General features: G+C 66.6%; 14 protein-coding genes. 6 read left to right on the forward strand and 8 right to left on the reverse strand.

The window, feature by feature from the left end:
* Positions 1-30: 30 nt before the first annotated feature.
* On the reverse strand, positions 31-3,537 hold the full coding sequence (locus IFT55_RS13300) for a TonB-dependent receptor (RefSeq protein ID WP_249403815.1): 3,507 nt from the start codon (positions 3,535-3,537) through the stop codon (positions 31-33).
* Positions 3,538-3,592: 55 nt separating this feature from the next.
* A complete protein-coding gene (locus IFT55_RS13305) occupies positions 3,593-4,957 on the reverse strand; it encodes a pectate lyase family protein (RefSeq protein WP_197976452.1) in 1,365 nt (454 codons plus the stop codon).
* A 142-nt stretch (positions 4,958-5,099) separates the two neighbouring features.
* Between IFT55_RS13305 and IFT55_RS13310 the strand changes: the two genes are divergently transcribed.
* Both IFT55_RS13310 and IFT55_RS17710 read left to right on the forward strand, forming a co-directional pair.
* Positions 5,100-6,449: a pectate lyase family protein gene (locus tag IFT55_RS13310; protein WP_192092827.1), complete on the forward strand. Its 1,350-nt coding sequence runs from the start codon at positions 5,100-5,102 to the stop codon at positions 6,447-6,449.
* Entirely contained in the window at positions 6,446-7,552 is a 1,107-nt protein-coding gene (locus IFT55_RS17710) for a ThuA domain-containing protein (protein ID WP_192092828.1), read from the forward strand. The genes IFT55_RS13310 and IFT55_RS17710 overlap by 4 nt, the downstream gene beginning before the upstream one ends.
* Before the next feature lie 146 nt (positions 7,553-7,698).
* Here IFT55_RS17710 and IFT55_RS13320 read toward each other — a convergent pair whose 3' ends face one another.
* The 3 genes from IFT55_RS13320 to IFT55_RS13330 form a co-directional block, all read right to left on the reverse strand.
* On the reverse strand, positions 7,699-8,679 hold the full coding sequence (locus IFT55_RS13320; RefSeq protein WP_192092829.1) for a hypothetical protein: 981 nt from the start codon (positions 8,677-8,679) through the stop codon (positions 7,699-7,701).
* 267 nt (positions 8,680-8,946) lie between these two features.
* A complete protein-coding gene (locus IFT55_RS13325) occupies positions 8,947-10,497 on the reverse strand; it encodes a carboxylesterase/lipase family protein (protein ID WP_192092830.1) in 1,551 nt (516 codons plus the stop codon).
* Between the two features lie 142 nt (positions 10,498-10,639).
* Entirely contained in the window at positions 10,640-11,665 is a 1,026-nt protein-coding gene (locus tag IFT55_RS13330; protein WP_192092831.1) for a LacI family DNA-binding transcriptional regulator, read from the reverse strand.
* Positions 11,666-11,776: 111 nt separating this feature from the next.
* Between IFT55_RS13330 and IFT55_RS13335 the strand changes: the two genes are divergently transcribed.
* The 4 genes from IFT55_RS13335 (at position 11,777) to IFT55_RS13350 (ending at position 17,154) form a co-directional block, all read left to right on the forward strand.
* Positions 11,777-12,604, forward strand: coding sequence for a 2-keto-4-pentenoate hydratase (locus IFT55_RS13335; protein WP_249403816.1), 828 nt, complete (start codon positions 11,777-11,779; stop codon positions 12,602-12,604).
* Positions 12,585-13,871 carry an MFS transporter gene (locus IFT55_RS13340; protein WP_192092833.1) on the forward strand — a complete coding sequence of 429 codons (1,287 nt, stop codon included), beginning with the start codon at positions 12,585-12,587 and terminating at the stop codon, positions 13,869-13,871. The genes IFT55_RS13335 and IFT55_RS13340 overlap by 20 nt, the downstream gene beginning before the upstream one ends.
* Before the next feature lie 363 nt (positions 13,872-14,234).
* Positions 14,235-15,656, forward strand: a complete 1,422-nt coding sequence (locus tag IFT55_RS13345; RefSeq protein ID WP_192092834.1) for a glycoside hydrolase family 125 protein — start codon at positions 14,235-14,237, stop codon at positions 15,654-15,656.
* 58 nt (positions 15,657-15,714) lie between these two features.
* Entirely contained in the window at positions 15,715-17,154 is a 1,440-nt protein-coding gene (locus IFT55_RS13350; RefSeq protein ID WP_192092835.1) for a GGDEF domain-containing protein, read from the forward strand.
* Between the two features lie 4 nt (positions 17,155-17,158).
* Here IFT55_RS13350 and IFT55_RS13355 read toward each other — a convergent pair whose 3' ends face one another.
* The 3 genes from IFT55_RS13355 to IFT55_RS13365 all read right to left on the reverse strand — a co-directional run bounded on the left by IFT55_RS13355 (position 17,159) and on the right by IFT55_RS13365 (position 20,698).
* Complete coding sequence (locus IFT55_RS13355; protein WP_192092836.1) at positions 17,159-18,409, reverse strand: D-amino acid dehydrogenase; 1,251 nt, start codon at positions 18,407-18,409, stop codon at positions 17,159-17,161.
* Complete coding sequence (alr, locus tag IFT55_RS13360) at positions 18,397-19,509, reverse strand: alanine racemase (RefSeq protein ID WP_192092837.1); 1,113 nt, start codon at positions 19,507-19,509, stop codon at positions 18,397-18,399. Before alr ends, IFT55_RS13355 begins: the two co-directional genes overlap by 13 nt.
* Before the next feature lie 643 nt (positions 19,510-20,152).
* Positions 20,153-20,698 (reverse strand): alpha/beta hydrolase, encoded by a 546-nt coding sequence (locus tag IFT55_RS13365; RefSeq protein ID WP_192092838.1) that lies wholly within the window; start codon positions 20,696-20,698, stop codon positions 20,153-20,155.
* Positions 20,699-20,750: the final 52 nt, after the last annotated feature.

Genomic DNA, 20,750 nt, shown 5'->3' on the forward strand with positions numbered 1-20,750 from the left:
CGATCGGGAAGGGGCACCACGCCACCTCCGTTAGAACCGCAACCGCGCACCGACGCGATAGATCGGTCCCGAACTGGCGTACTGCGTCACCGCATTGGCGTCCTGATACGCATAGCGCTCGCTTGGCTGGTTGGTCAGGTTCAGCCCCTCCGCGCTGACCGACAACCAGTCGGTGAACTTGTAGCTCATCGATGCATCGACGTTGGTCGTGTCGCGGCTGAAGATGAAGTCGTTGACCAGCGGGCTGTCGCACGGCGTACCCGCGACCGACGGGTTGGCCGGATTGTTCTGCAACCCCGGCGCGCACGATCCGCCCGCGATCGGATAGCTTTGCGAATAACCCTTGCGATACGCCGCCGAAACGCGCGCCCGGAACTTGCCGGTTTCGTACGAGATCGTGCCGTTCACCGCCTGTGGCGACACGCCGAGGAAGGGCGCGGTGCCGAAGGTCGCGGGGATCGCGGTCAGCGTGCCGCTGGCGGCCCGGCCCGGATCGAGGATGTAGTTCAGTTCCGACTTGATATAGGTGTAGTTCAGCTGAACGCCGAGGTTCTTGAAATACCACGGCAGGAAGTCGAGCTCGATCTGGAAGCTCGCTTCGATCCCGCGCAGATATCCGCCCGGCGCATCCTGATACTGCCGCGCGACGAACGGGTTGTTCGCGTCGATATAGGCAAGCTGCAACGGATCGGTGAACTGCGCGCGGATCGCGGCGATCGTCGCTGCGTCGGTGAACTGGCTGAGCGGCCCGGCGAACGAGATCGTCTGTGGAAAGCTGGAAATCTCCTTGCTGAACGCGGCGATGCTCAGCAGCCCGCCCGGTGCGAAATACCATTCGACGCTGGCGTCGAGGTTGGTCGACCGGAACGGCTTCAACTGCGGATTGCCGACCGTCAGCGTCGCGCCGGTCGTGTCGCCGGTGTTCGGCACCGAAATCCCGGTGATCGACGGCGACAGGTTACCCAGCAACGGCCGCGCCATCACCTTCGAAGCGCCGAAGCGCAGCAGCAGATCGTCGATCGGTTCGTACACGACGTTCAGCGACGGCAGGAAATCGGTGTAGTTGTTGGTGCCGACGATGCCGCGCCCGCCCGGCGTCGTGCCGTTCGACGTGACGTCGGTGATCGCCACCCGCGTACCGGCATTGCCGCGGAACGGCCGCCCGAACAATTCGCTGGTCCAGTCGAACTGCAGGTAGAAGCCGGTATCCTTTTCCAGCACGTCGAAGTTTTCACGTCCGCCGTTGCGGCGGTTGGTCAGCCGCCAGTCGCCCCATTTGTTGACGCAGTTGCACGTGAAGTCGAACAGCTGCTGGAACGCCTCGATGCTCGGGACATAGAAGCTGGTCGCCGTCCCTTCGGGCACGTCCAGTCCCTGACCGAAATCGACGACCCGCCCGACGGCGGCGGCGTTGCTTCCCGCCTCGCGCAGGGTCGGGTTGAGCAGATCGTTGTTGCGTTCGAACAACTCGGTCTCGAACGAATATTCGCGGTAGTTCGCGCCGAACCCGACGTTGAACGCCTCGTTCGCGCGCCAGTCGAAGTCGATCTTCCCCTGCTTGTACGTGTTCTTCACGAACCGCTGGTAATGGCGAATGCCGGAGAAACCCTTGACCGTTTCCCAATTGGTCGGATCGGCCACGTCGAAGCCGAAATCGATGACCGGCATCTTGCCGCCGCCGCGCTCGTCATAGACAAAGCGTCCCGGTGAATCCATGCGGTTGAATTCGACGAGCAGCCCCTGCGTAAAGTTGGTCGATTCCGACATGCCGCCGATGAACACCGCGCGGAAATTGTCGGTGAATTCATGCTCCAACTGCATCGACCCCTGTTTGAAGGTCGTCGTGTATTCGGACCGGTCGGCGGCGGAGCGCAGGTCGACATTGGTCGCGACCAGATAGTCGACATTGCCGTTGGTGACGTTGACATCCTGGATCTTGACCGACGGACGCCCGATCAGCGCGCCACGGAATGCCAGCCGGTTGGTCGACGGCACATATCCGACCGAGTTTGGATTGTTGTAATAATCATACGGGTCGAGGTTGAACGGATTGGTGCTGAAGATGTTCGACGTCGCCGGATTGTTCGCCGCGACCGTGCCCGGCACCACCGCCGACGGGGCGAGCACCGATCCGACGAGCTGGTTCTGGGCATTCAGCGCGGTGCCGAACGCCGGGGTCGATCCATAAAGCTGCTGGCCGCAATCCTGTTCGGGCAGCAGCGCGGATGCGGCGGCGGGAACGCAGGTGCCGGGGTACAGCGCACGCGCCGCCTGCGGCGTCAGGTTGTTGCCGGCGGTGTTGTACGCCGCGTTGGTGTTGTTGCGGTTCAGCCCGACGGCCGAAATCTGGTAATAGGTGCTCTGGTTCTTGAACCGCGAATAGGCGCCGTCAATGCTCAGCCGCGTACGGTCCGCGATCTGCCACTGATAGGCGGCGGTGACGCCGATACGTTCGGTCTTGACCTCCTGCTGCTCGATCGCGGGAAGGGCGGGGAAGCGCACCGTCGAATTGTCGAAGCGGCCCGGTGTGTTGAACGGCGCGCCGGGATACAGCTTGGCATAAGCATCGGCGTTCGATCCAGTCAGCTGCGCGATCGCTTCCGGGTTGGTGATCGCGGTGCCGAAATTGGTGCCGGTCGGTGCGGCGAAGCCGGCGCGCTGCGGGTTCTCGTTCCCCGCCCACGTCGATCCGCGATAGACGTAATCCGATTGCCCGGCACCGCGGCGATACTGGTCCAGTTCGTTCTCGGACTTGCTGTACGCGCCCGACACCAACAGGCCCATCCGGCCGTCGAAGAAGTTCTTGGACGCAAGGCCGGCGAGGCGCGGCGACCATTTGCCGCTGTTTTCCTGATAGCTGCCCTCCGCCGACAGCGCGAGCGCGCCCTTGCGGTAATCGAACGGCCGACCGGTCTGAAGGTCGATCGTCGCACCCAGCGATCCTTCGTCGGTTTCCGCCGACGGGGTCTTCTGGACTTTCAGGCTGCTGAACAGCTCCGACGCGAAGGTGTTGTAATCGAACGACCGGCTGCGGTTGGGGCTGGTGCCGGCGTCGTTCGACCCGGCGGTGGCCAGCGCCTCCAGCCCGTTCAGCCGCGTCCGGTTGAAATCGCCGCCCAGACCGCGAACCGTGATCGAGCGACCTTCGCCATTGTCGCGGTCGATCGAGACGCCGGGAAGCCGCTGCAGAGACTCGGCAAGGTTGTTGTCGGGAAAGTCGGCGATATCCTCGGCGTTGATCGAATCGACTTGGACGCTCGCCTCACGCTTGTCGGTGATCGATTCACGCAGCGACGCGCGATATCCGGTCACGACGATTTCCTGTTCCTCGGGTGCGATCGAGTCCGCCTGACCGCCGCTCTCCGACACGGTCTGGCCCGGCGCATTGCTCTGCGCGGGCGATCCGGGGGCCGTTGGCGGCGCGGCCGGGGTCTGGGCGGAGTCCGGCGCGGTCTGCGCACCCGCGACTCCGGCGACGGTCAGCGCCAGCATCGATACCCCGATGGCTGCGATCCGTTTGGTAGTGAAACCCTTCATCATCTTCTCTCCCGCTGGTGTCGCGCCGTCCCGGATGTAGCCCGGTGTCCGGCGATCAAGATTTAGAAACCGGTGTCATGGTACGCGTTTCGAGCCAGTCCTCGATCGCGGTCCAGCCGTCGCCGTTATGGTCGCTGGCCGAATCGTCGCGTGACGGGTCCAGCCCCCGCGCGCGTTCCCACGCGTCGGGCATGCCGTCGCCGTCGCTGTCGCGTTCGGCCGTGCCGCCGTTCAGCGTCGGCCAGCCGCCATCGTCGGCCTCGGTATCGACCTGTCGTCCGGTGCCTGCGCGCACGCCCGCAATCACCGCGATATCGATCGTGTCGCGCACCCGCGCCGCGCCTGCGCCGTCCAGCACCCGCGCCATCGCCGCTGCGGCGCTATCGGTACGGACCGGCGCGACCTCGACCGGGGCGGTCAACCGGTACGCACCGTCGGTCTTGCCCGATACGAGGCTCCACGGATCGGTCGGCACCGCGCCCGCCATGCTGTTGTCGGCGAACCATGCCTTGGCCAGCGGGTTGCTCTCGTCGAACGCGAAGCGGCCCTTGCTGTCGGGACCGGGCAGATAGGCGTTGGCGACGAAATTATAGCGCGCGAGGCTTTGCGTATCGGCGTTATAGCCCGACCGCGATCCGCCCCAGTTATAGAAGACGTTGTTGCGGAAATCGAAGCTCGCCCCCTGCGGATCGACATCCGGCGCGGCATAATTGCCCGGACGCGGCATCCGCGCGGCGTGGTTCGCCCAAAGATTATGGTGGAAACTCACGCGTGCGCCACGACCGGCGCGGATCAAGCTGCCATAGCCGTGCGCGCCCTTCACATGCCCGGCGCGACGCAGCGAATTAGCGATGACGCTCCATTGTACGGTCAGGTCGCCGATGCTGTTCGCCGGATCGCGATAGTTGGACGATGCCGACAGCGTTTCGTCCACCGACCAGCTTGCCGATACGTGGTCGAGGATCACGCGCGTTCCGCCGCTGACCCAGATCGCGTCGCCCTGTGTCCCCGATGCGGCACCGAGGCGCGACCGGAGATAGCGGATGACGACGTCGTCGGTCGCGATCTGCAGCGTCTGGTCACGCAGCGTGATGCCGTCGCCCGGTGCGCTCTGCCCCGCGATGGTGATGCGCGGATTGCGGATGACCAAGGGCGTTTTCAGCGCGATCGTGCCGCCGATCGCGAACACGACGATACGCGGTCCCGTTGCATCGACCGCCGCGCGCAGGCTGCCCGGACCCGAATCGGCCAGCGTCGTCACCTTCAGCACGCGTCCGCCGCGACCACCCGCCGCAAAGCGTCCCGCACCCTCGGCCCCCGGAAAGGCGATCGTTCCGCCGGGTGCCTGCGCAGGCGCCGACGCAGCCTGCCCGATGGCGACCGCGACGATCGAAATGGCGATGCCATGGCTGGCGATCACGCGTCCTCTCCCTCTTCCCGCCGATGGCGGAATGCCTTGGTCGCTCGTGCACCGCTTGGGCGGTTGTCTTTGAGTAACCGGTGTCATAGGGTGCGAAATAACGAGGCACTTGTCAATGAACAGAGTGTGGAGAGGATAGAATATGCGGATATGGATGGCAGCGTTGCTGCTCGCGGCCCCGGCGGCAGTGCAGGCGCAACCCGTTGCGACCACGGCATTTCCGGGTGCGCAGGGCTGGGCGGCGGTGACGCAGGGCGGACGCGGCGGTCGCATCCTGCGCGTCACCACGCTGGCCGCCGACGGCCCCGGATCGTTCAAGGCGGCGGTGGAGGCGAAAGGCCCACGGATCGTCGTGTTCGAAGTGGCCGGCGTGATCGACATGGCGCGGACCACGATCACGATCAAGGAACCGTTCCTGACCATCGCGGGACAGACCGCGCCGTCACCGGGCATCACGCTGATCCGTGGCGGCATCGACATTCGTGCCAGCGACGTGATCGTCCGCCACCTGCGCGTCCGCCCCGGTCTGGACGGACAAGCAAAACGATCGGGTTGGGAGGTCGACGCGCTGAACACCGTCGCGGCGCACAACGTCATCATCGACCATTGCACCATGACTTGGGCGCTGGACGAAAACCTGTCGGCGTCGGGGCCGCGCTTCGAAGGTGCGACACCCGACGACTGGCGGCGCAACACCAGCCATTCGATCACCTTCAGCTATAATCTGCTGGCGGAAGGGCTGGCCGATGCCAGCCATCCCAAGGGCGAACACAGCAAGGGGTCGCTGATCCACGACAATGCCAGCCAGATCCTGATCTGGCGCAACGTCTATGCCCATAATGTCGAACGCAGCCCGTTGCTGAAGGGCGGCGTGCAGGCAGCGGTGGTCAACAACCTGATCTACGATCCGGGCCTTCGCGCCGTGCACTACAATCTGATGGCGCTGGAATGGGGCAACCAGCCTTATCAGGAAGGCAAGCTGGCGGCGGTCGGCAACGTCATGCGTGGCGGTCCGTCAACCGACGCAGGATTGCCGTTCCTGATGCTCGGCGGTGACGGCGACCTGCGCTATCACGGGCGCGACAACATTGCCGTCGATCGCCACGGCAATCCGCTGCCGCTGTTCGGGCGCTATGGCGCGACCAAGGCAAAGCTCATCGAATCGCGCACTCCACCGGTATGGCCGACCGGCCTACCGGTACTACCCGCCGCCGAACTCGAAACGCATCTGCTGGCGAATGCGGGCGCGCGGCCGTGGGATCGCGATGCCGACGATATCCGCGTGCTGTTCTTCGTCGCCGAAGGGCGCGGCAAGATCATCGACGACGAACGCGAAGTCAGCGAATATCCCCATCCGGTGCAGACCAGCGCGCCGTTCGTCGACGCCGAATGGGATCTGACCACGATGGAGCCGAAATCGGGCCGCTATCCGGGGCAGAAGGGGCCGGTGCAGGAATCGCTGTCGGCGCGCGACCGGGCGATGCGCCAGTGACCGGCGCGGGCATCACGCGGCTGGTCGTGGCGGCGGCGACGTTGCTGGTCGCCATGCCTGCGGTCGCCGCACCGACGCGCGTGCTGCTGTTCCACCGCGCGACCGGATTCGTCCATGATTCGATCCCCGATGCGGTCGCGGCGCTGCGCGTCCTCGCCCGCGAACAGGGGCTGGAACCGGTGGCCAGCGACGATCCGGCGGTGTTCGACGCGCCGCTCGACGGTTTCGCCGCGATCGTACTGGTGTCGACCACCACCGACCGGAAGCGACCGGAGACCGAATGGTTCGTCGGTCCGCGCCGTGCCGCGCTGGAAAGCTATGTCGATCGCGGCGGCGGTCTGGTCGCACTGCATGCCGCCGCCGATTCGCACGCCGGCTGGCCCGGCTATGCCCGGCTGATCGGCGGACGGTTCGCGCGTCATCCGGCGGGCACGCCCGAAGCGGCGATCCAGCGGACGCCCGAACGCCATCCCGCCACCGCGACGCTGCCGTCCGCGTTCCGCATCGCCGACGAATGGTACTGGTTCGACGACGTGTTGCCCGATCTGACGCATCTGCTGACGCTCGACCCCGCCTCGATCGGCGCGACGGAGGTCAATCCGCGTCCGCTGGCATGGACGCACCGCGTGGGGAAGGGGCGGGTGTTCTACACCGGCCTCGGCCATCGCCGCGAAAGCTGGCGCGACGCGCGCGTGCTGGCGCATGTCGCGGGGGGGCTCGGATGGGCGACGGGCCGGGCAAAGGCTCCGGCGATGTTGGTGATCGACGACGAATCGACCCGCCTGCGTCAACCGGTGCCGCATGGCGCGATCGGCATGAGCACCGCATGGCGCATCACCGATCGCGTCCCCGGCCGCACGATGGAGTTCCGTCGCCGTACGCTCGATCGCAACGCTGCGATCGGCCTGCACCCGATCGATCATGACGAGGTGTATCACGTCGTGTCGGGCGAAGGCGACGTCACCAGCGACGGCGTCACCCGCCGCGTTGGCAAGGGCACGACGGTATATCTCTACGCCGGCGCCACGGTCGGCATCGCCCAGCGTGGACGCCAGCCGCTGGCACTGATCGTCAGCTATCCGCTGGCGAAACCGGTGGAATAGGGGCGGGCTAGTGTCGCGCCTTGGTCGGAGTGGCCCAGCCGCTCTCGAGAACGCGGATGGCAATAACCGACCTCAAGCGTGCCGCCGCCCTTCCTAAAAGGAACGAGTTTTGGGAATGCGGCTGTTGTCTAGCCGCTGTATGGCGATCATTGATCCCGCACAGCCGGCGGTGAACCATGAATAGTCCCTAACCAGAAGAATCCGTCATAAGCATCGTCTGCATCGGACGATGCATTTAGCGACAAAAACTGATTTTGTCCGAGGTCCGGCTGCATGCCGACGGAATGAATTGCGCATTCGATTGCGTCCTTTGAGATGGGTTTTCCCGGTTCTGACCGCATTCCGGGCTTCAGTTCGCAGGTCCAAGCGCTGCCGCGTGAATACCGGGCGTCGAGCGTCACCATTGGCCCGATGCGCGCGAGGTGCATCGCCATCGGCTCGACGGCTGTGCCACCACGCTTGAACGACTGCTTGCTTGCATGGAAATTGCCCGTCAAAACGAGGATAAAATCGTAAGAAGCCTGATCGGCAGCTATGCGAATATTGTCTGCCTGAGCCGCTTCCCGCGGTCGTTGCCCCGGCAGAGTGCCAAACTTGCGATGCTGCACATCGTCGCGCTCACCATCGAAGGCAGTAAGGCGGATCGCGCGACCTTGCCAAGCGAGCTGATGAAGTCGCTTTAGCATGTCTAGCATCGCCACACTGCCTTTTCCGTCGCGACTTCCTTTCCAACCCGCTTGGAGAAGGGCCGCCGCGAACTTCTCAGGCGGCTGTCGCCATGCCGCTTGGTACGCAGGATCGAATGATACGTCATGCTCGACTGCGACCAAGACGCTCTTACCTTGTGCGGCAAGTGCACAGGCTACGCGACCGAAAAGTTCAGGGGCTTCTTGTGTTCCGTGAACTTCGCCGAAAACACCGAAACGCGGCTTGCGCAGGGCAATATCACCCCAACCCAATGGCATATCGCAGCTGGTTGAAGCTATGGCCTTCAAAGTTTCTGAACTACGCCCCGCGGCAGATAAGTTTGGAATAATGAACAACGATAGGATGATGACCATCGCTCTAAGCATGTCCTCGGTCGCCTTTCCTGTTGCGCTGCATAGCCGGATGATCCGGCGCGTCATTGGCAATACCACGTCCTGGCGCTCGATCCGACAATACCCGCCGAAGTTTCCTTTCTAAAAACGAGTCCATGGAGAGACGGCCTGCCGGGGCGATTGCGCTGCAAACCGCTAAGCGCTTCCCCCATCTCGAAATCTGTTCCCGATTGCTGTTTCTCGAAATGGCCCTTCGTAGATGTAGAAATAGGAAAGATCGCACTTAACTGGTGGTGCGATCGGCAGTCCGAATGTCCGGGTTTATGCGCCCGCCGCCCCCCACCGACGCCCCCATCAAGTCCCCGGCTGCACATACGGGAACCGCGCGAACAACTCGCGTTCCCAGCCGCGCGGATCGTTCACGACCCGGCTGCGGGCATCGAACACCATCGTCGCGCGCTTCGGCAGGGTGTGGCGCGGCCAGCCGCCGCCCGGATCGCCGCGCCGGGCCAGCGCGACGAACGCCGCCATCATTCGCGCCGACACTGCCTGCGCCGCCGGGCCGGCGCCGCTGACCGATCCCTCTGCGTCGAGCGTACCAAACACCAGCGGGATATCGTCAGTATGGCCGGCACCGGCGCGGCCCGGTCCGGTGTAATCCAGCTGATACACCCATGCCGGCACGCCCGCCGCCGCGCGCGCCTCGGCCTCGATCACCTGTCCCGGCCAGCTTCGGCCGGCGGTCGTCGCCGAATACAGGACGTCCTGCGCGGTCATCGCTGGATAGCGCGCGCGATATTGCGCCACCACCCATTCGGGATGCGCGTCGACGCGCAACTGCGGTGCCATCCGTGCCGCCAGATTGCTCCAGTCCAGCCCGCGCACCACCGGTCCGTCGGCGGCGATGAACGCCCGCGTCTCGTCCCGCGTATTGCCGAGGATCAACGGAATGTCGCGGCCCAGCGGGTGGGCGTCGGGCCAGAACGGGTGGCGTTCCAGCGACCGCATATCGACCACCGGCCCCATATACACCCCGCCGCCGAGGAACGGGTCTTCGGCCCCCAGCCCGTCGATCAGCCGTTCGACCGGCATCGCCGCCGCCTGTGCCGGCGTCGCCTTCAGCCGCGCCAGCACCGCTTCGGCACGGCGGGTTGCGTTGATCGGTCCCGATGCCGTCACCTGCTGCCCGCTCATCGTCGCGGCCGCGTGGAACAGCCCCCGCGCGGCGGGCATCGCCATCAGCGTCGCGATCTTCGCCCCGCCGCCCGACTGGCCGAACACCATGACCCGCCCCGGATCGCCGCCGAACCCGGCGATGTTGTCGCGTACCCAGCGCAGCGCGAGGACGAGGTCGAGTTGCCCGCTATTGCCGCTGTCGGCGAAGCGCGGGTCGATTCGCGCGAGATACAGATACCCCAGCGCGTTCAGCCGGTGATTGACCGTCACCACCACGACGTCGCCCTGCGCCGCCAACCGGTGACCGAACACCAGCGGTTCGACCACCGTACCGCCCGAATAGGCACCGCCGTGGAAATAGACCATCACCGGACGCTTCGCACCAGCGGCGGCATCGGGCGTCCAGACGTTGAGGAACAGGCAATCCTCGCGCTGCGTCAATCCGCGCCCGCCGCGCTGCGGACAGGACGGCCCGAACGCCGTCGCGCGCTGCACACGGCCGATGGGGGCGGGGGGCAGGGGCGGCTGGAAGCGTCGCGCCGTCGGGTCAGCGCCATAGCGGATGCCGCGAAACACGCGCACCCCGTCTTCGGTCGCGCCCTGCCAGCGTCCGCCCGCGCCCTGTGCCACCGGATCGGTCGCGCCGCGTGCGCCGTGGGGCAGCAACAGCGCCGCCGCACCGCCCGCCAGCACGCCGCGCCGTGCGATCAAGCTCCCGTCATCAGCCATGTCACTCTCCCCAAGTCGCCGGATGCGCCGGTCTGTCGGTCCGGTGTCGCCGCGCGGCGATGCCGCTGCGATGATTCCCGGTCGGTTGCGACCTTATGGGGTAAGCGGTGTCACAACCCTTCGCAACCCATCGGACCGCCCGTCATGCGGCGGGCTTCGCCACCGATGCCCGACGGATCAGCGTCGATACGAACAGGTCGTCCTCGCCATCCTCCTCGCCGCCATCGTCGTCGCCGACCAGCTTGAGCGCCGCCGCACGCGCCATCGTCGCGATCGGCCAGCGGACGGTGGTGAGCGGCGGCCACAGATGCGACGCGATCGACGTATCGTCGAACCCGATGATCGACAGGTCGTCGGGCACCTCGAGTCCGCGTTGCCGTGCGACGTGCAGCGCCCCCGCCGCCATTTCGTCGTTCGATGCGAAGATCGCGGTGGGGCGCGGCGACAGGTCGAGCAGCCGTTCGGCCGCGCGCATCCCCGATTCGAACGTATAGTCGCCCTGCGCGATCCACGTCCGCTGCACGCCGATCCCGGCCACCTCGATCGCCTCCTCATATCCCTGCTGCCGTTCATGCGCCGACCGGAAGCCGTGCGGCCCGGCAATCATGCAGATCCGCCGATGCCCCGCCGACAACAGATGTTCCACCGCGCCGCGCACCGCCTCGCGGTCGTTCGACGACACCATATGCTCGGCTTCGTCGAACGGAGCCGATCCCATGCGGACGTAGCGGCACCCGATCTGGTCGCACAACGCCGCCAGCGCGTCGTTCTCCGAAATCGGCGGCAACAGCATCACGCCATAGGGGCGCTGCCGTTCGAGGAACCGGCGCACCTCGTCGGTCATGTCCGGCGCGCCGCGATCGACCGGGTGGACCAGCAGTTCGAATTCGGTGTCGCGCAGCACTTCCAGCAACCCCTGCTGCACGCCCAGCACCATCTGGGCATTAGGATTGTCGTGAATCAGCGCGATCAGGAAATTGCGGCGCAGCGCCAGTGCGCGCGCCTGCGGATTGGGGATATAGCCGATCTCGGCAATCACCGCCTGCACCCGGTCGCGCGTTTCGCCGTTCAGCAGCGGCGACTGGTTGATGACCCGGCTGACGGTCTTTTTCGACACGCCGGCCAGCCGCGCGACGTCGTTGATGGTGGGCTGCCCGGTTTTCTTCATCTGCGATCGATAGCCGCCCCGCGGTCCCGCGCCAATCGTCCGTTATTTGACCGGCTTGTCTTTGACACCGGTTTCCGATAGCAAATCGCGATAACGATGGAGAGGGCGGCAATGGACAATCGCGATCAGATCGCGCGCGCATTCGTGTCGGCGCGCCGGGGTGCGCATGGGCTGTCGCCCTATCCGGGCGAACGGCCCGCGACGATGCCGGAAGCCTATGCGATCCAGGACCGCGCCATCGCGCTCGACGGTCGCCCCGTCGCGGGGTGGAAGGTCGGCAAGATCAATCCGCCGCTCGATGCGCAGCTTGGCACCAACCGCCTTGCCGGTCCGATCTTCGCCGATCAGGTCGTCGGCATCGACACCCTGTCGCTGCCGGTGATCGCAGATGGTTTCGCGGCGGCGGAAGCCGAATTCTGCGTTCGTGTCGCGCGTGGCCCGGCTCCCGGCCGCACCGGCCTGTCGCTCGACGAGGCGCTGGAACTGGTCGACGCGGTCCATATCGGGATCGAGATCGCCAGCTCGCCCTATGCGGACATCAATGCCGACGGTCCGCTGGTCACGATCAGCGATTTCGGCAATAATTTCGGCCTGTTGATCGGGCCGGAAGTGCCCGGCTGGCGCGACCTGTCGTTTCTGGACTTGCCGGTCGAATCGCGCATCGACGGCGTGGTCGTCGGCGAAGCGACCGCCCGCGCGATGCTCGACGGGCCGATCGGCGCGGTCGCGTTCCTCGTCGATTGCCTCGCCGCGCGCGGATTGTCGCTGGAACCGGGTACATGGGTTTCATCGGGCGCGGTAACCGGTGTACACCAAATCCGGCCGGGCCAGCGTTTCGACGCGAAATTCGGGGAATTGACGGTCAGCTGCACGATCGATGCGGCGCCCGTGATGGAGGGAATGCAAGTGGAGGCGATGAATGGAACCGGTTCACTCTGACGGGATCGAGCGCGCGGTAACGCGCGCCGGACGCTACCGATGGGGTATCGTCGCCCTGCTGTTCATGGCGACCTGCATCAACTACGTCGATCGACAGATGATCGGCGTGCTCAAGCCGACCCTGTCGAAGGACCTTGGCTGGACCGAAACCGACTTCGCCAACGTCATCTTCTTTTTCCAGTTCGCCTATGCGATCGGCTATATCGGCTTCGGCCGCATCGTCGACGTGATCGGCGCGCGGATGGGCTATGCCGTCGCGTTCGTGGTATGGCAGATCGCGCACATCGCCCATGGCGGCGCGTACAGCGTGACCCAGTTCGCCATGGCGCGCTTCGGCCTCGGCCTAGGCGAATCGGGCAATTTCCCGGCGGGGATCAAGGCGGTGACCGAATGGTTCCCGGCCAAGGAACGCGCCTTCGCGATCGGCGTGTTCAATGCGGGCGCGAATGTCGGCGCGATCGTCACGCCGCTGGCGGTGCCGTGGCTGACGGTCGCCTATGGCTGGCGCATGGCGTTCGTCGTCACCGGCGTGGTCAGCTTCGTCTGGCTGGTGCTGTGGCTGGTGTTCTACCGCCGCCCGCGCGAGCACGCGAAACTGTCCGGCGGCGAGCTGGCATGGATCGAACAGGACCCGGTCGACCCGATCGAGCCGATGCCGTGGCGGCGCATCGCCACCATCCGCGAAACCTGGGCGTTCGCGCTGGGGAAGTTCTTCATCGACCCGATCTGGTGGTTCTTCCTGTTCTGGCTGCCAGGCTATCTGGGGACGCGCTACAACCTCGATCTGCTCAGCTTCGGACCGCCGCTGGTCGCGATCTATCTGTTGTCCGATCTGGGCAGCGTCGCGGGCGGATGGCTGTCGTCCACGCTGATCGCGCGGGGCCGCACCGTCAATTTCGCACGCAAGATGACGATGTTCATCTGCGCCTGCGCGGTGCTGCCGGTGTTGTTCGCCCAGTCGATCGACAATCTGTGGGTCGCGGTCCTCGTCATCGGCATCGCCACGGCGGCGCACCAGGCGTTCTCGGCCAATCTCTACACGCTGCCGTCGGACCTGTTCCCGCGCGCGGCGGTGGGATCGGTCGTCGGCATCGGCGGCACGGTCGGCGCGATCGGCGGCATGTTGATGGCGAAATATGCCGGCTACGTCCTCGACGGCATCGGCAGCTATGCGCCGCTGTTCTACGTCGCGGGTTCGGCCTATTTCCTCGCGCTGCTGGCGGTGCATCTGCTGTCGCCCCGCCTGAAGCGCGTCGACGCGAAGTAAGGGAAGGGGGACCGGCGGTCCCCCGACCCACACCGTGGCGGGCCGCCGTCCCCGACCCGCACTGTGGCGCGCCGCACCGTCCCCGATCCGCACCGTGGCGCGCTGCACCGTCCCCGACCCGCACGGTGGCCCGATCCACATCGAGGTCGACCCCCCACCGTGTCCCGACCCGACCCGCACCGACCACCGCCCCACGCCGTCACCCCGGCGCAGGCCGGGGTGACGGCGTGTGGCGCGCGCTTCGCGACGGAGCGATCCCGGCCTGCGCCGGGATGACGGTTATGGTCGCGATCCGGGCAAAACCCACTGGCGCTTCTTCCCCCGGGTCGCGTACGACGCGCGTTTTACGACCGGGGGCCGATCATGACGACGCGACGCACGCTACTGAAGAACGGCGCGCTGCTGACCGCCGCGATCGCTTCGCCGCCGGTCCTTGCGCAACCGGCGTCCTTCGCCAGCAAGCGTCCGGCCGCCGCCGCACGCCGCTTCAGCAGCCCGGCGGTCGAGCGCGAGATCGCACGCGTGTCCGCGCGGATCGCCGATCCCGAACTGCGCTGGATGTTCGCCAACTGCTACCCCAACACGCTCGACACGACAGTGCGGACGGGCACCGTCGACGGACAGCCCGATGCGTTCGTCATCACCGGCGACATTCCCTGCCTCTGGCTGCGCGATTCGGCGGCGCAGTTGCGGCCCTATCTCCACCTCGTCAAATCCGACCCGAAGCTGGCCACGCTGTTCCGCGGCCTGATCGCCCGGCAGGCGCGTTCGATCCTGATCGATCCCTACGCCAATGCCTTCATGGAAGACCCGACGGCCAAATCGAACCTCGAATGGTCGCAGGCCGATCGCACCACGATGAAGCCCGGCGTGGCCGAACGGAAGTGGGAGATCGATTCGCTGTGCTATGCGCTGCGGCTCGCGCATGATTACTGGTCGACCACCCGCGACAAACGCCCGTTCGACGCCCGCTGGGCGGAAAGTGCGCGCGCGATCGTCCGTACCTTCCGCGAACAACAGCGGAAGGACGGTCCCGGACCCTATCAATTCCAGCGTAATTCGACCCAGCCGACCGAAACGCTGCTGTGGGGGCAGGGGAATCCGACCCGCCCGGTCGGGCTGATCCATTCGGGATTCCGGCCGTCGGACGACGCCTGTCTCTTTCCGTTCCTGATCCCGTCCAACCTGTTCGCGGTAACGACGCTGCGCGAACTGGCGGTCGTCGCGCGCGGCGCGCGCGGCGATGCCGAACTGGCCGCCGACGCGACCGCGCTGGCCGACGAAGTCGCCGCCGCGCTGGCCGCGCATGGCACGATGACGCTGAAGGACGGTCGTCGCGTCTGGGCGTATGAGGTCGACGGGTTCGGCAATGCGATCTTCATGGACGACGCCAACGTGCCGTCGCTGTCCGGCCTCGCCTTTCTCGGCTGCGTGTCGCCGACCGATCCGTTGTGGCGCGCGACGCACGACGCGGCGTGGAGCGATGCCAACCCGTGGTTCTTCCGCGGCCCGGCTGGCGAAGGGATCGGCGGCCCGCATGTCGGGCTTGGTCATATCTGGCCGATGTCGCTGATCGTCCGCGCCTTTTCCGCCACCGACGACGCGGTCATCCGCCAGTGCCTGACGACGTTGAAGGCGACGCATGGCGACACCGGCTTCATCCACGAATCGTTCGACCGGAACGATCCGAAGAAATTCACGCGCGACTGGTTCGCATGGGCCAACGGCCTGTTCGGGCAGTTGATCGTCCACCTCGCCGACACCCGTCCGCATCTGCTCGGCTGATCGATCCGGTTCGGGACGTTACGCGATGTTTACGATGCTGCGGTATGGCGGGCCGATGATGCGGCCGCTCGCCCTGAATCGGACCTGTTCGACCGTCCTCCCGGACGCGCGGGACGCCGGTGCCCTGCGCGCGCTGCTGATCGTAGGGTTCGCAGTGTGGTGCGCCTGCATCCTCGGACTTGCGTCGCGGCATGCGTTTTCGGTGTCGTTCTGGCCCGCCAACGCGGTGCTGGCCGGACTGCTGGTGCGATGTCCGGCGCTGCATCGTCCGGCGGGCTGGACCGGTGCCGCGCTGGGCTTCGTGGCGGCCGACATCATGTTCGGGCGCACCGCGTCGCTCGCGTTCGCGTTCGCCGCCACCAACATGATCGGCGTGTTGCCGACGATGCTGTTGCTGCGCCGGCTCGATGCGATCGACCTGCTGTTGGGGCGCGTCCATTCGGTCGTGCGGATTCTCGCCTGCATCCTGCCCGGCTGCTTCACCGCCGCGCTGGCTGGTGCCGTGCTGGTGAAGTGGCAGTTCGACGGTTCGATGCTTCAGGCGCTGGCGACATGGCCTGCCAGCGAGCTGGTCAACTATCTGACGACGCTGCCCGCCGTTCTCGCATGGTCGTCGGCCGTATCGGCGGTGCCCACCGAACGCTCGATCCGGGTGACGGCATGGCCGGTGGTCGGGCTGGTCGCGTCCTGCGCCGCTGCGCTGTGGCTCGACGGGCCGGGCAGCATCATGTTCCCGATGCCCGCGCTGTTGCTATGTGCGCTGACCTATTCGGTGCGTACCACCAGCGTGTTGACGATGGCGATCGGGGCCGGGAGCCTGACCGCGATCGGCCTTGGCGCGGTACATATCGGACAGGATATGGCGATCCCGGCGCATGTCGTGTCGATCCGGGTCGCGGTCGCGTTCCTCGTGCTGGTGCCGCTGACGATCAGCAGCGCGATGGCGGTGCACGACTCGCTGTCGCACCGGTTGCGCGAGGCGGCGGACCATGACGGGCTGACCGGCCTGCTCAACCGGCGCGCGTTCGACCAAAGGATGCGCGCGATGCTCGCCGCGATGCCGCCATCGGGCGGGCTGGCGGTGCTGTGGCTGGATATCGACCATTTCAAATCGATCAACGACCGGTTCGGCCATCTGGCGGGCGACGCCGTGTTGCAGTCGTTCGGCGCGCTGGCCGCCGATGTCAGCGGTCCGACGGGTCTGGCGGGACGCATGGGGGGTGAGGAATTCGCGCTGGTACTGGCCATACCGGATCGGGCCGCCGCCATCGTCGCGACGAACCGGCTCCGTCGGGTGTTCGCGGCCACGTCAACCGGATGGTCGGGCGTGTCGGTGCGTGCCACCGTCAGCATCGGCGCCTGCTATCTCGACGCGCCACCCGCCGACGTGACGCATCTGGTCCACCGGCTCGACGAAATGCTTTATCGCGCGAAGCGGGCAGGGCGCGACCGCGTCGAATGGCTGGACGATCGCGAAGCCGCCCGCGACGTGGCCTGATCCGTCAGTAGCGCGAAATCGCCAGATCCGCCGTTTCGATCGCCGGGGTGACGCCCGACATCAGGTCGGCGATCACCTGCGCCGATCCGCACGCCATCGTCCACCCCAGCGTCCCGTGTCCGGTATTCAGGAACAGATTGCGATACCGCGTCGGCCCGATCACCGGCGTGCTGTCGGGCGTCATCGGCCGCAGCCCGCTCCAGAAACTCGCCTGCGCCACATCGCCCGCGCCGGGGAACAGGCTGCCCAGCGAATATTCCAGCGTCGCGCGCCGCGCATCGGGCAGGTCGTTGTTGAACCCCGATATCTCCGCCATCCCGCCGACACGGATGCGGTCGCCCAGCCGGGTGATCGCCACCTTGTAACTCTCGTCCAGCAACGTCGATACCGGCGCGCGGTTCGCGTCGACGATCGGCACCGTGATCGAATATCCCTTCACCGGATATACCGGCAGCCGGATGCCGAGCGGTGCCACGATCCGCGTCGAAAAACTGCCCAGCGCGACCAGATAGGCATCGCCGGTCACGATGCCGCGATCGGTCCGTACCCCGGTGATCCGGTCGCCGTCGCGCACCAGTCCGCGGATCGGTTCGCCCAGCCGGAACTCGACCCCCGCCGCCTGCGCCATCGCCGCCAGCGCGTTGGTGAACTTGAAGCAATCGCCCGTCTCGTCGCCCGGCAACCGCAATCCGCCCGCCAGCGGCTGGTTGCTGCCCGCCAGCCCCGGTTCGGCGGCAATGCACCCGGCGCGGTCGAGCACCTCGAACGCCACGCCGTCGGCGCGCAGCACTGCGATATCCTTCTCGATCCCCGCCAGCTGCTTTTCCTCGCGGAACAGCTGCAACGTCCCTTGCGACCGTTCGTCATAGGCGATGCCGGTCGCGCCGCGCAGCTCGACCAGCCGGTCGCGGCTATATTCCGCCAGCCGCACCATCCGCCCCTTGTTCACGGCATAGTCGCGCGCGTTGCAATTCCCCAGCATCGCGATCAGCCAGCGCAGCATCGCCATGTCGAACTGCGGGCGCAGGATCAGCGGCGCATGCTGCATGAACAGCCATTTGACCGCCTTCGCCGGAATCCCCGGTGCCGCCCATGGCGATGCGTAGCCCGGCGAAATCTCGCCCGCATTGGCGAAGCTCGTTTCCAGCGCCGGGCCGTCCTGTCGGTCGATCACGACCACCTCGTGCCCCGCCTGTGCCAGATACCATGCGGAGGTGACGCCGATCACCCCCGCGCCCGCGATCACGATACGCATGCGCCATTCCTTTCGCCGGTGACCGGCAGGATGCGCCGCGCATAGCGTCGCCCCAGCTGCGTCAATATCTCGTACGCGATCGTCCCCGCCTGTGCGGCGACAGTGTCGATCGTCTGGTGCGGGCCGATCAGCTCGGCATGTGTCGCCGTCGCCAACAATTCGGCGGGCACGTCGCTGACGTCGATGCACAGGCTGTCCATCGACACGCGCCCGGCAATGGGTGCGCGAACGCCGCCGATATAGGCCGCGCCGACATTGCTCAGCGCGCGCGGCCAGCCATCGGCATAGCCGATCGACAGCGTCGCGATCCGCCGGTCATGGTCCGCCACCGAGGTCAGGCCATATCCGACCCCGGTTCCCGCCGGCACCGTCCGCCACTGCACGATCCGCGCGTCCAGTGCGATCACCGGCCGCATCGGATTGTCGCGCCCTTCCTGCGGCGCGGCGCCGTACAGCGCAATCCCCGGCCGGACCAGATCGCCGTGAAAGTCCGGCCCTAGAAAGACCCCGCCCGAATTGCCCAGCGATCGCGGCGCGGGCGGCAACCGGTCGGCCAGTGCGGCAAAGCGCGCCCGCTGTGCCGAATTGGCCGGATCGTCAGGCGCATCGCCGCACGCCAGATGGCTCATCACCAATACGACCTCGATTCCCGCCAGCGCGTTCGGATCGTCCGCCAGCGCCGCGACCTCGCCGTCCGACAGGCCCAGCCGTGACATGCCGCTATCGACCTGCACCGCCGCCTTCAGCGTCCGGCCGACCTCCGCCGCCGCCGTCCGCCACCGCGCCACGTCGCCGGTCGAGTTGAGCACCGGTATCGCATCCGCCGCGATCAACGCATGCTCGTCGCCCGGCGCGACGCCGTTCAGCACGAACAGTCGCGCCTCCGCCGCGAGCAACGGCCGCAACGCCACCGCCTCACTGGTCACCGCCACGAAGAACGTGTCGCATCCCACCTGTGCCAGCGTCTGCGCGACGATCGCCGCGCCCAGCCCGTATCCGTCGGCCTTCACGACGCCCGCGACCGGCACCGGTGCCGCGCGCGCCGCCACGATCCGGTAATTCCCGGCCAGCGCGTCCAGATCGATCGTCAGCACCGTCATGCCCGTTCCCGTGGTCCGCCCCGGCCGGACGGCGCGTTGTAAGATTGTTGCGCATGGTCTGCCACACTTCCCGAAGAACGCAACGACTCCGTGCCGGGATGCACGGCGGGGAACGATGGCACGCGACGGACGACGCGGCACGATCGCGCTGGCCGGCATTCGCACGGTTCCGACCCGTTCGGAGGGGGCGCCGGTGCCCGGGCGATGCTGAACGCACCCCGCCGGACCTTGCAACAGGTCAGCGTCGACGGGCTACGACATGATGGCGGATCTACTTTCTCGCTGGTCGAAATTCAGCGAAAAACTGACCGTATATCGTCACCCCGGACCTGTTCCGGGGTCCACCTGACCGCGAGCAAAGCGGAAGGAGGCTCAACCACCAACGCGTGCCGCGCGGTGGACCCCGGAACAGGTCCGGGGTGACGGTCATGCAGGCGGCAAGGGCACCATCGCGGTAGATGTCGATCCTGCCCGGCACCCTGTTTGAACGTCGAAAATCGATCCGGCCTGCGAGTCCATCGTCAACCGCACCAGCGCCGTCGACCTGTCGCCACCAAGCTGGCAATCCCACCGAATTCGCAGCCGGTATCGCGTAGCGGCAACGCCAGCCCCGATCCACCAACCCCAAACATCAGCCGTTCGCTTAGCCCCGCCGCAACCGCGCCAGCTTTTCCGCCGTCAGCACGTCGTGCGCCACGACCATTCCGGTCAACCGGTCGATCAGTTTCAACAACCGCCCGCCACGCGCCGCTTCCTCTGCGCCGTCCGTCACCAACTCGCTCCCCCATTCGCGCGCCAGCGATGCGATGGCTGCGGGATGCGAATGGTCGACCGTCACCGACCGAAAGGGCAGTGCGACACCGGGCGATGCGAACCGGCCCGCTTCGGCCGACGGATCGACGAGGATCGCGCCCGCGACCCGCGCGACGTAATGCGTCGGTGACAGCCGCGCCCACCACGCCGCCGCGCGGCATCCGGCGCCGTGCGCCAGCAGGATCACCGACCGGTCGGCATCGCCGACGAACCGGTCGATCCGCGCCCCCAACAGATTACGATCCGCGTCGTTCGCCCGCCCCAGCGGCAACAAGGTCGCGCGCAGCCGGTCGATCATATCGGCCAGCGCGGGCGGCGGCGGTCCGTCGACCAGCGCCAGCACCGAATAGGCGTCTCCTGTGGCGATTGCGACCATCGAACCGACTCCAGCAATATAGCCGGGACAGGCTATCACAGCGCGTAGCAAG

The sequence above is a fragment of the Sphingomonas sp. CFBP 13720 genome (assembly GCF_014842075.1).
In the GTDB taxonomy this organism is placed as follows: Bacteria; Pseudomonadota; Alphaproteobacteria; order Sphingomonadales; family Sphingomonadaceae; genus Sphingomonas.

What these genes read in the sequence shown, in the direction of transcription:
- IFT55_RS13345 (WP_192092834.1), top strand. Translation starts at nt 14,235, where the DNA reads ATGACGACGCGACGCACGCTACTGAAGAACGGCGCGCTGCTGACCGCC.
- IFT55_RS13330 (WP_192092831.1), bottom strand. Translation starts at nt 11,665, where the DNA reads ATGAAGAAAACCGGGCAGCCCACCATCAACGACGTCGCGCGGCTGGCC.
- IFT55_RS13335 (WP_249403816.1), top strand. Translation starts at nt 11,777, where the DNA reads ATGGACAATCGCGATCAGATCGCGCGCGCATTCGTGTCGGCGCGCCGG.
- IFT55_RS13355 (WP_192092836.1), bottom strand. Translation starts at nt 18,409, where the DNA reads ATGCGTATCGTGATCGCGGGCGCGGGGGTGATCGGCGTCACCTCCGCA.
- IFT55_RS13365 (WP_192092838.1), bottom strand. Translation starts at nt 20,698, where the DNA reads ATGGTCGCAATCGCCACAGGAGACGCCTATTCGGTGCTGGCGCTGGTC.
- IFT55_RS13310 (WP_192092827.1), top strand. Translation starts at nt 5,100, where the DNA reads ATGCGGATATGGATGGCAGCGTTGCTGCTCGCGGCCCCGGCGGCAGTG.
- IFT55_RS13350 (WP_192092835.1), top strand. Translation starts at nt 15,715, where the DNA reads ATGCGGCCGCTCGCCCTGAATCGGACCTGTTCGACCGTCCTCCCGGAC.
- IFT55_RS13320 (WP_192092829.1), bottom strand. Translation starts at nt 8,679, where the DNA reads ATGACGCGCCGGATCATCCGGCTATGCAGCGCAACAGGAAAGGCGACC.
- alr (WP_192092837.1), bottom strand. Translation starts at nt 19,509, where the DNA reads ATGACGGTGCTGACGATCGATCTGGACGCGCTGGCCGGGAATTACCGG.
- IFT55_RS13340 (WP_192092833.1), top strand. Translation starts at nt 12,585, where the DNA reads ATGGAACCGGTTCACTCTGACGGGATCGAGCGCGCGGTAACGCGCGCC.
- IFT55_RS13300 (WP_249403815.1), bottom strand. Translation starts at nt 3,537, where the DNA reads ATGAAGGGTTTCACTACCAAACGGATCGCAGCCATCGGGGTATCGATG.
- IFT55_RS13325 (WP_192092830.1), bottom strand. Translation starts at nt 10,497, where the DNA reads ATGGCTGATGACGGGAGCTTGATCGCACGGCGCGGCGTGCTGGCGGGC.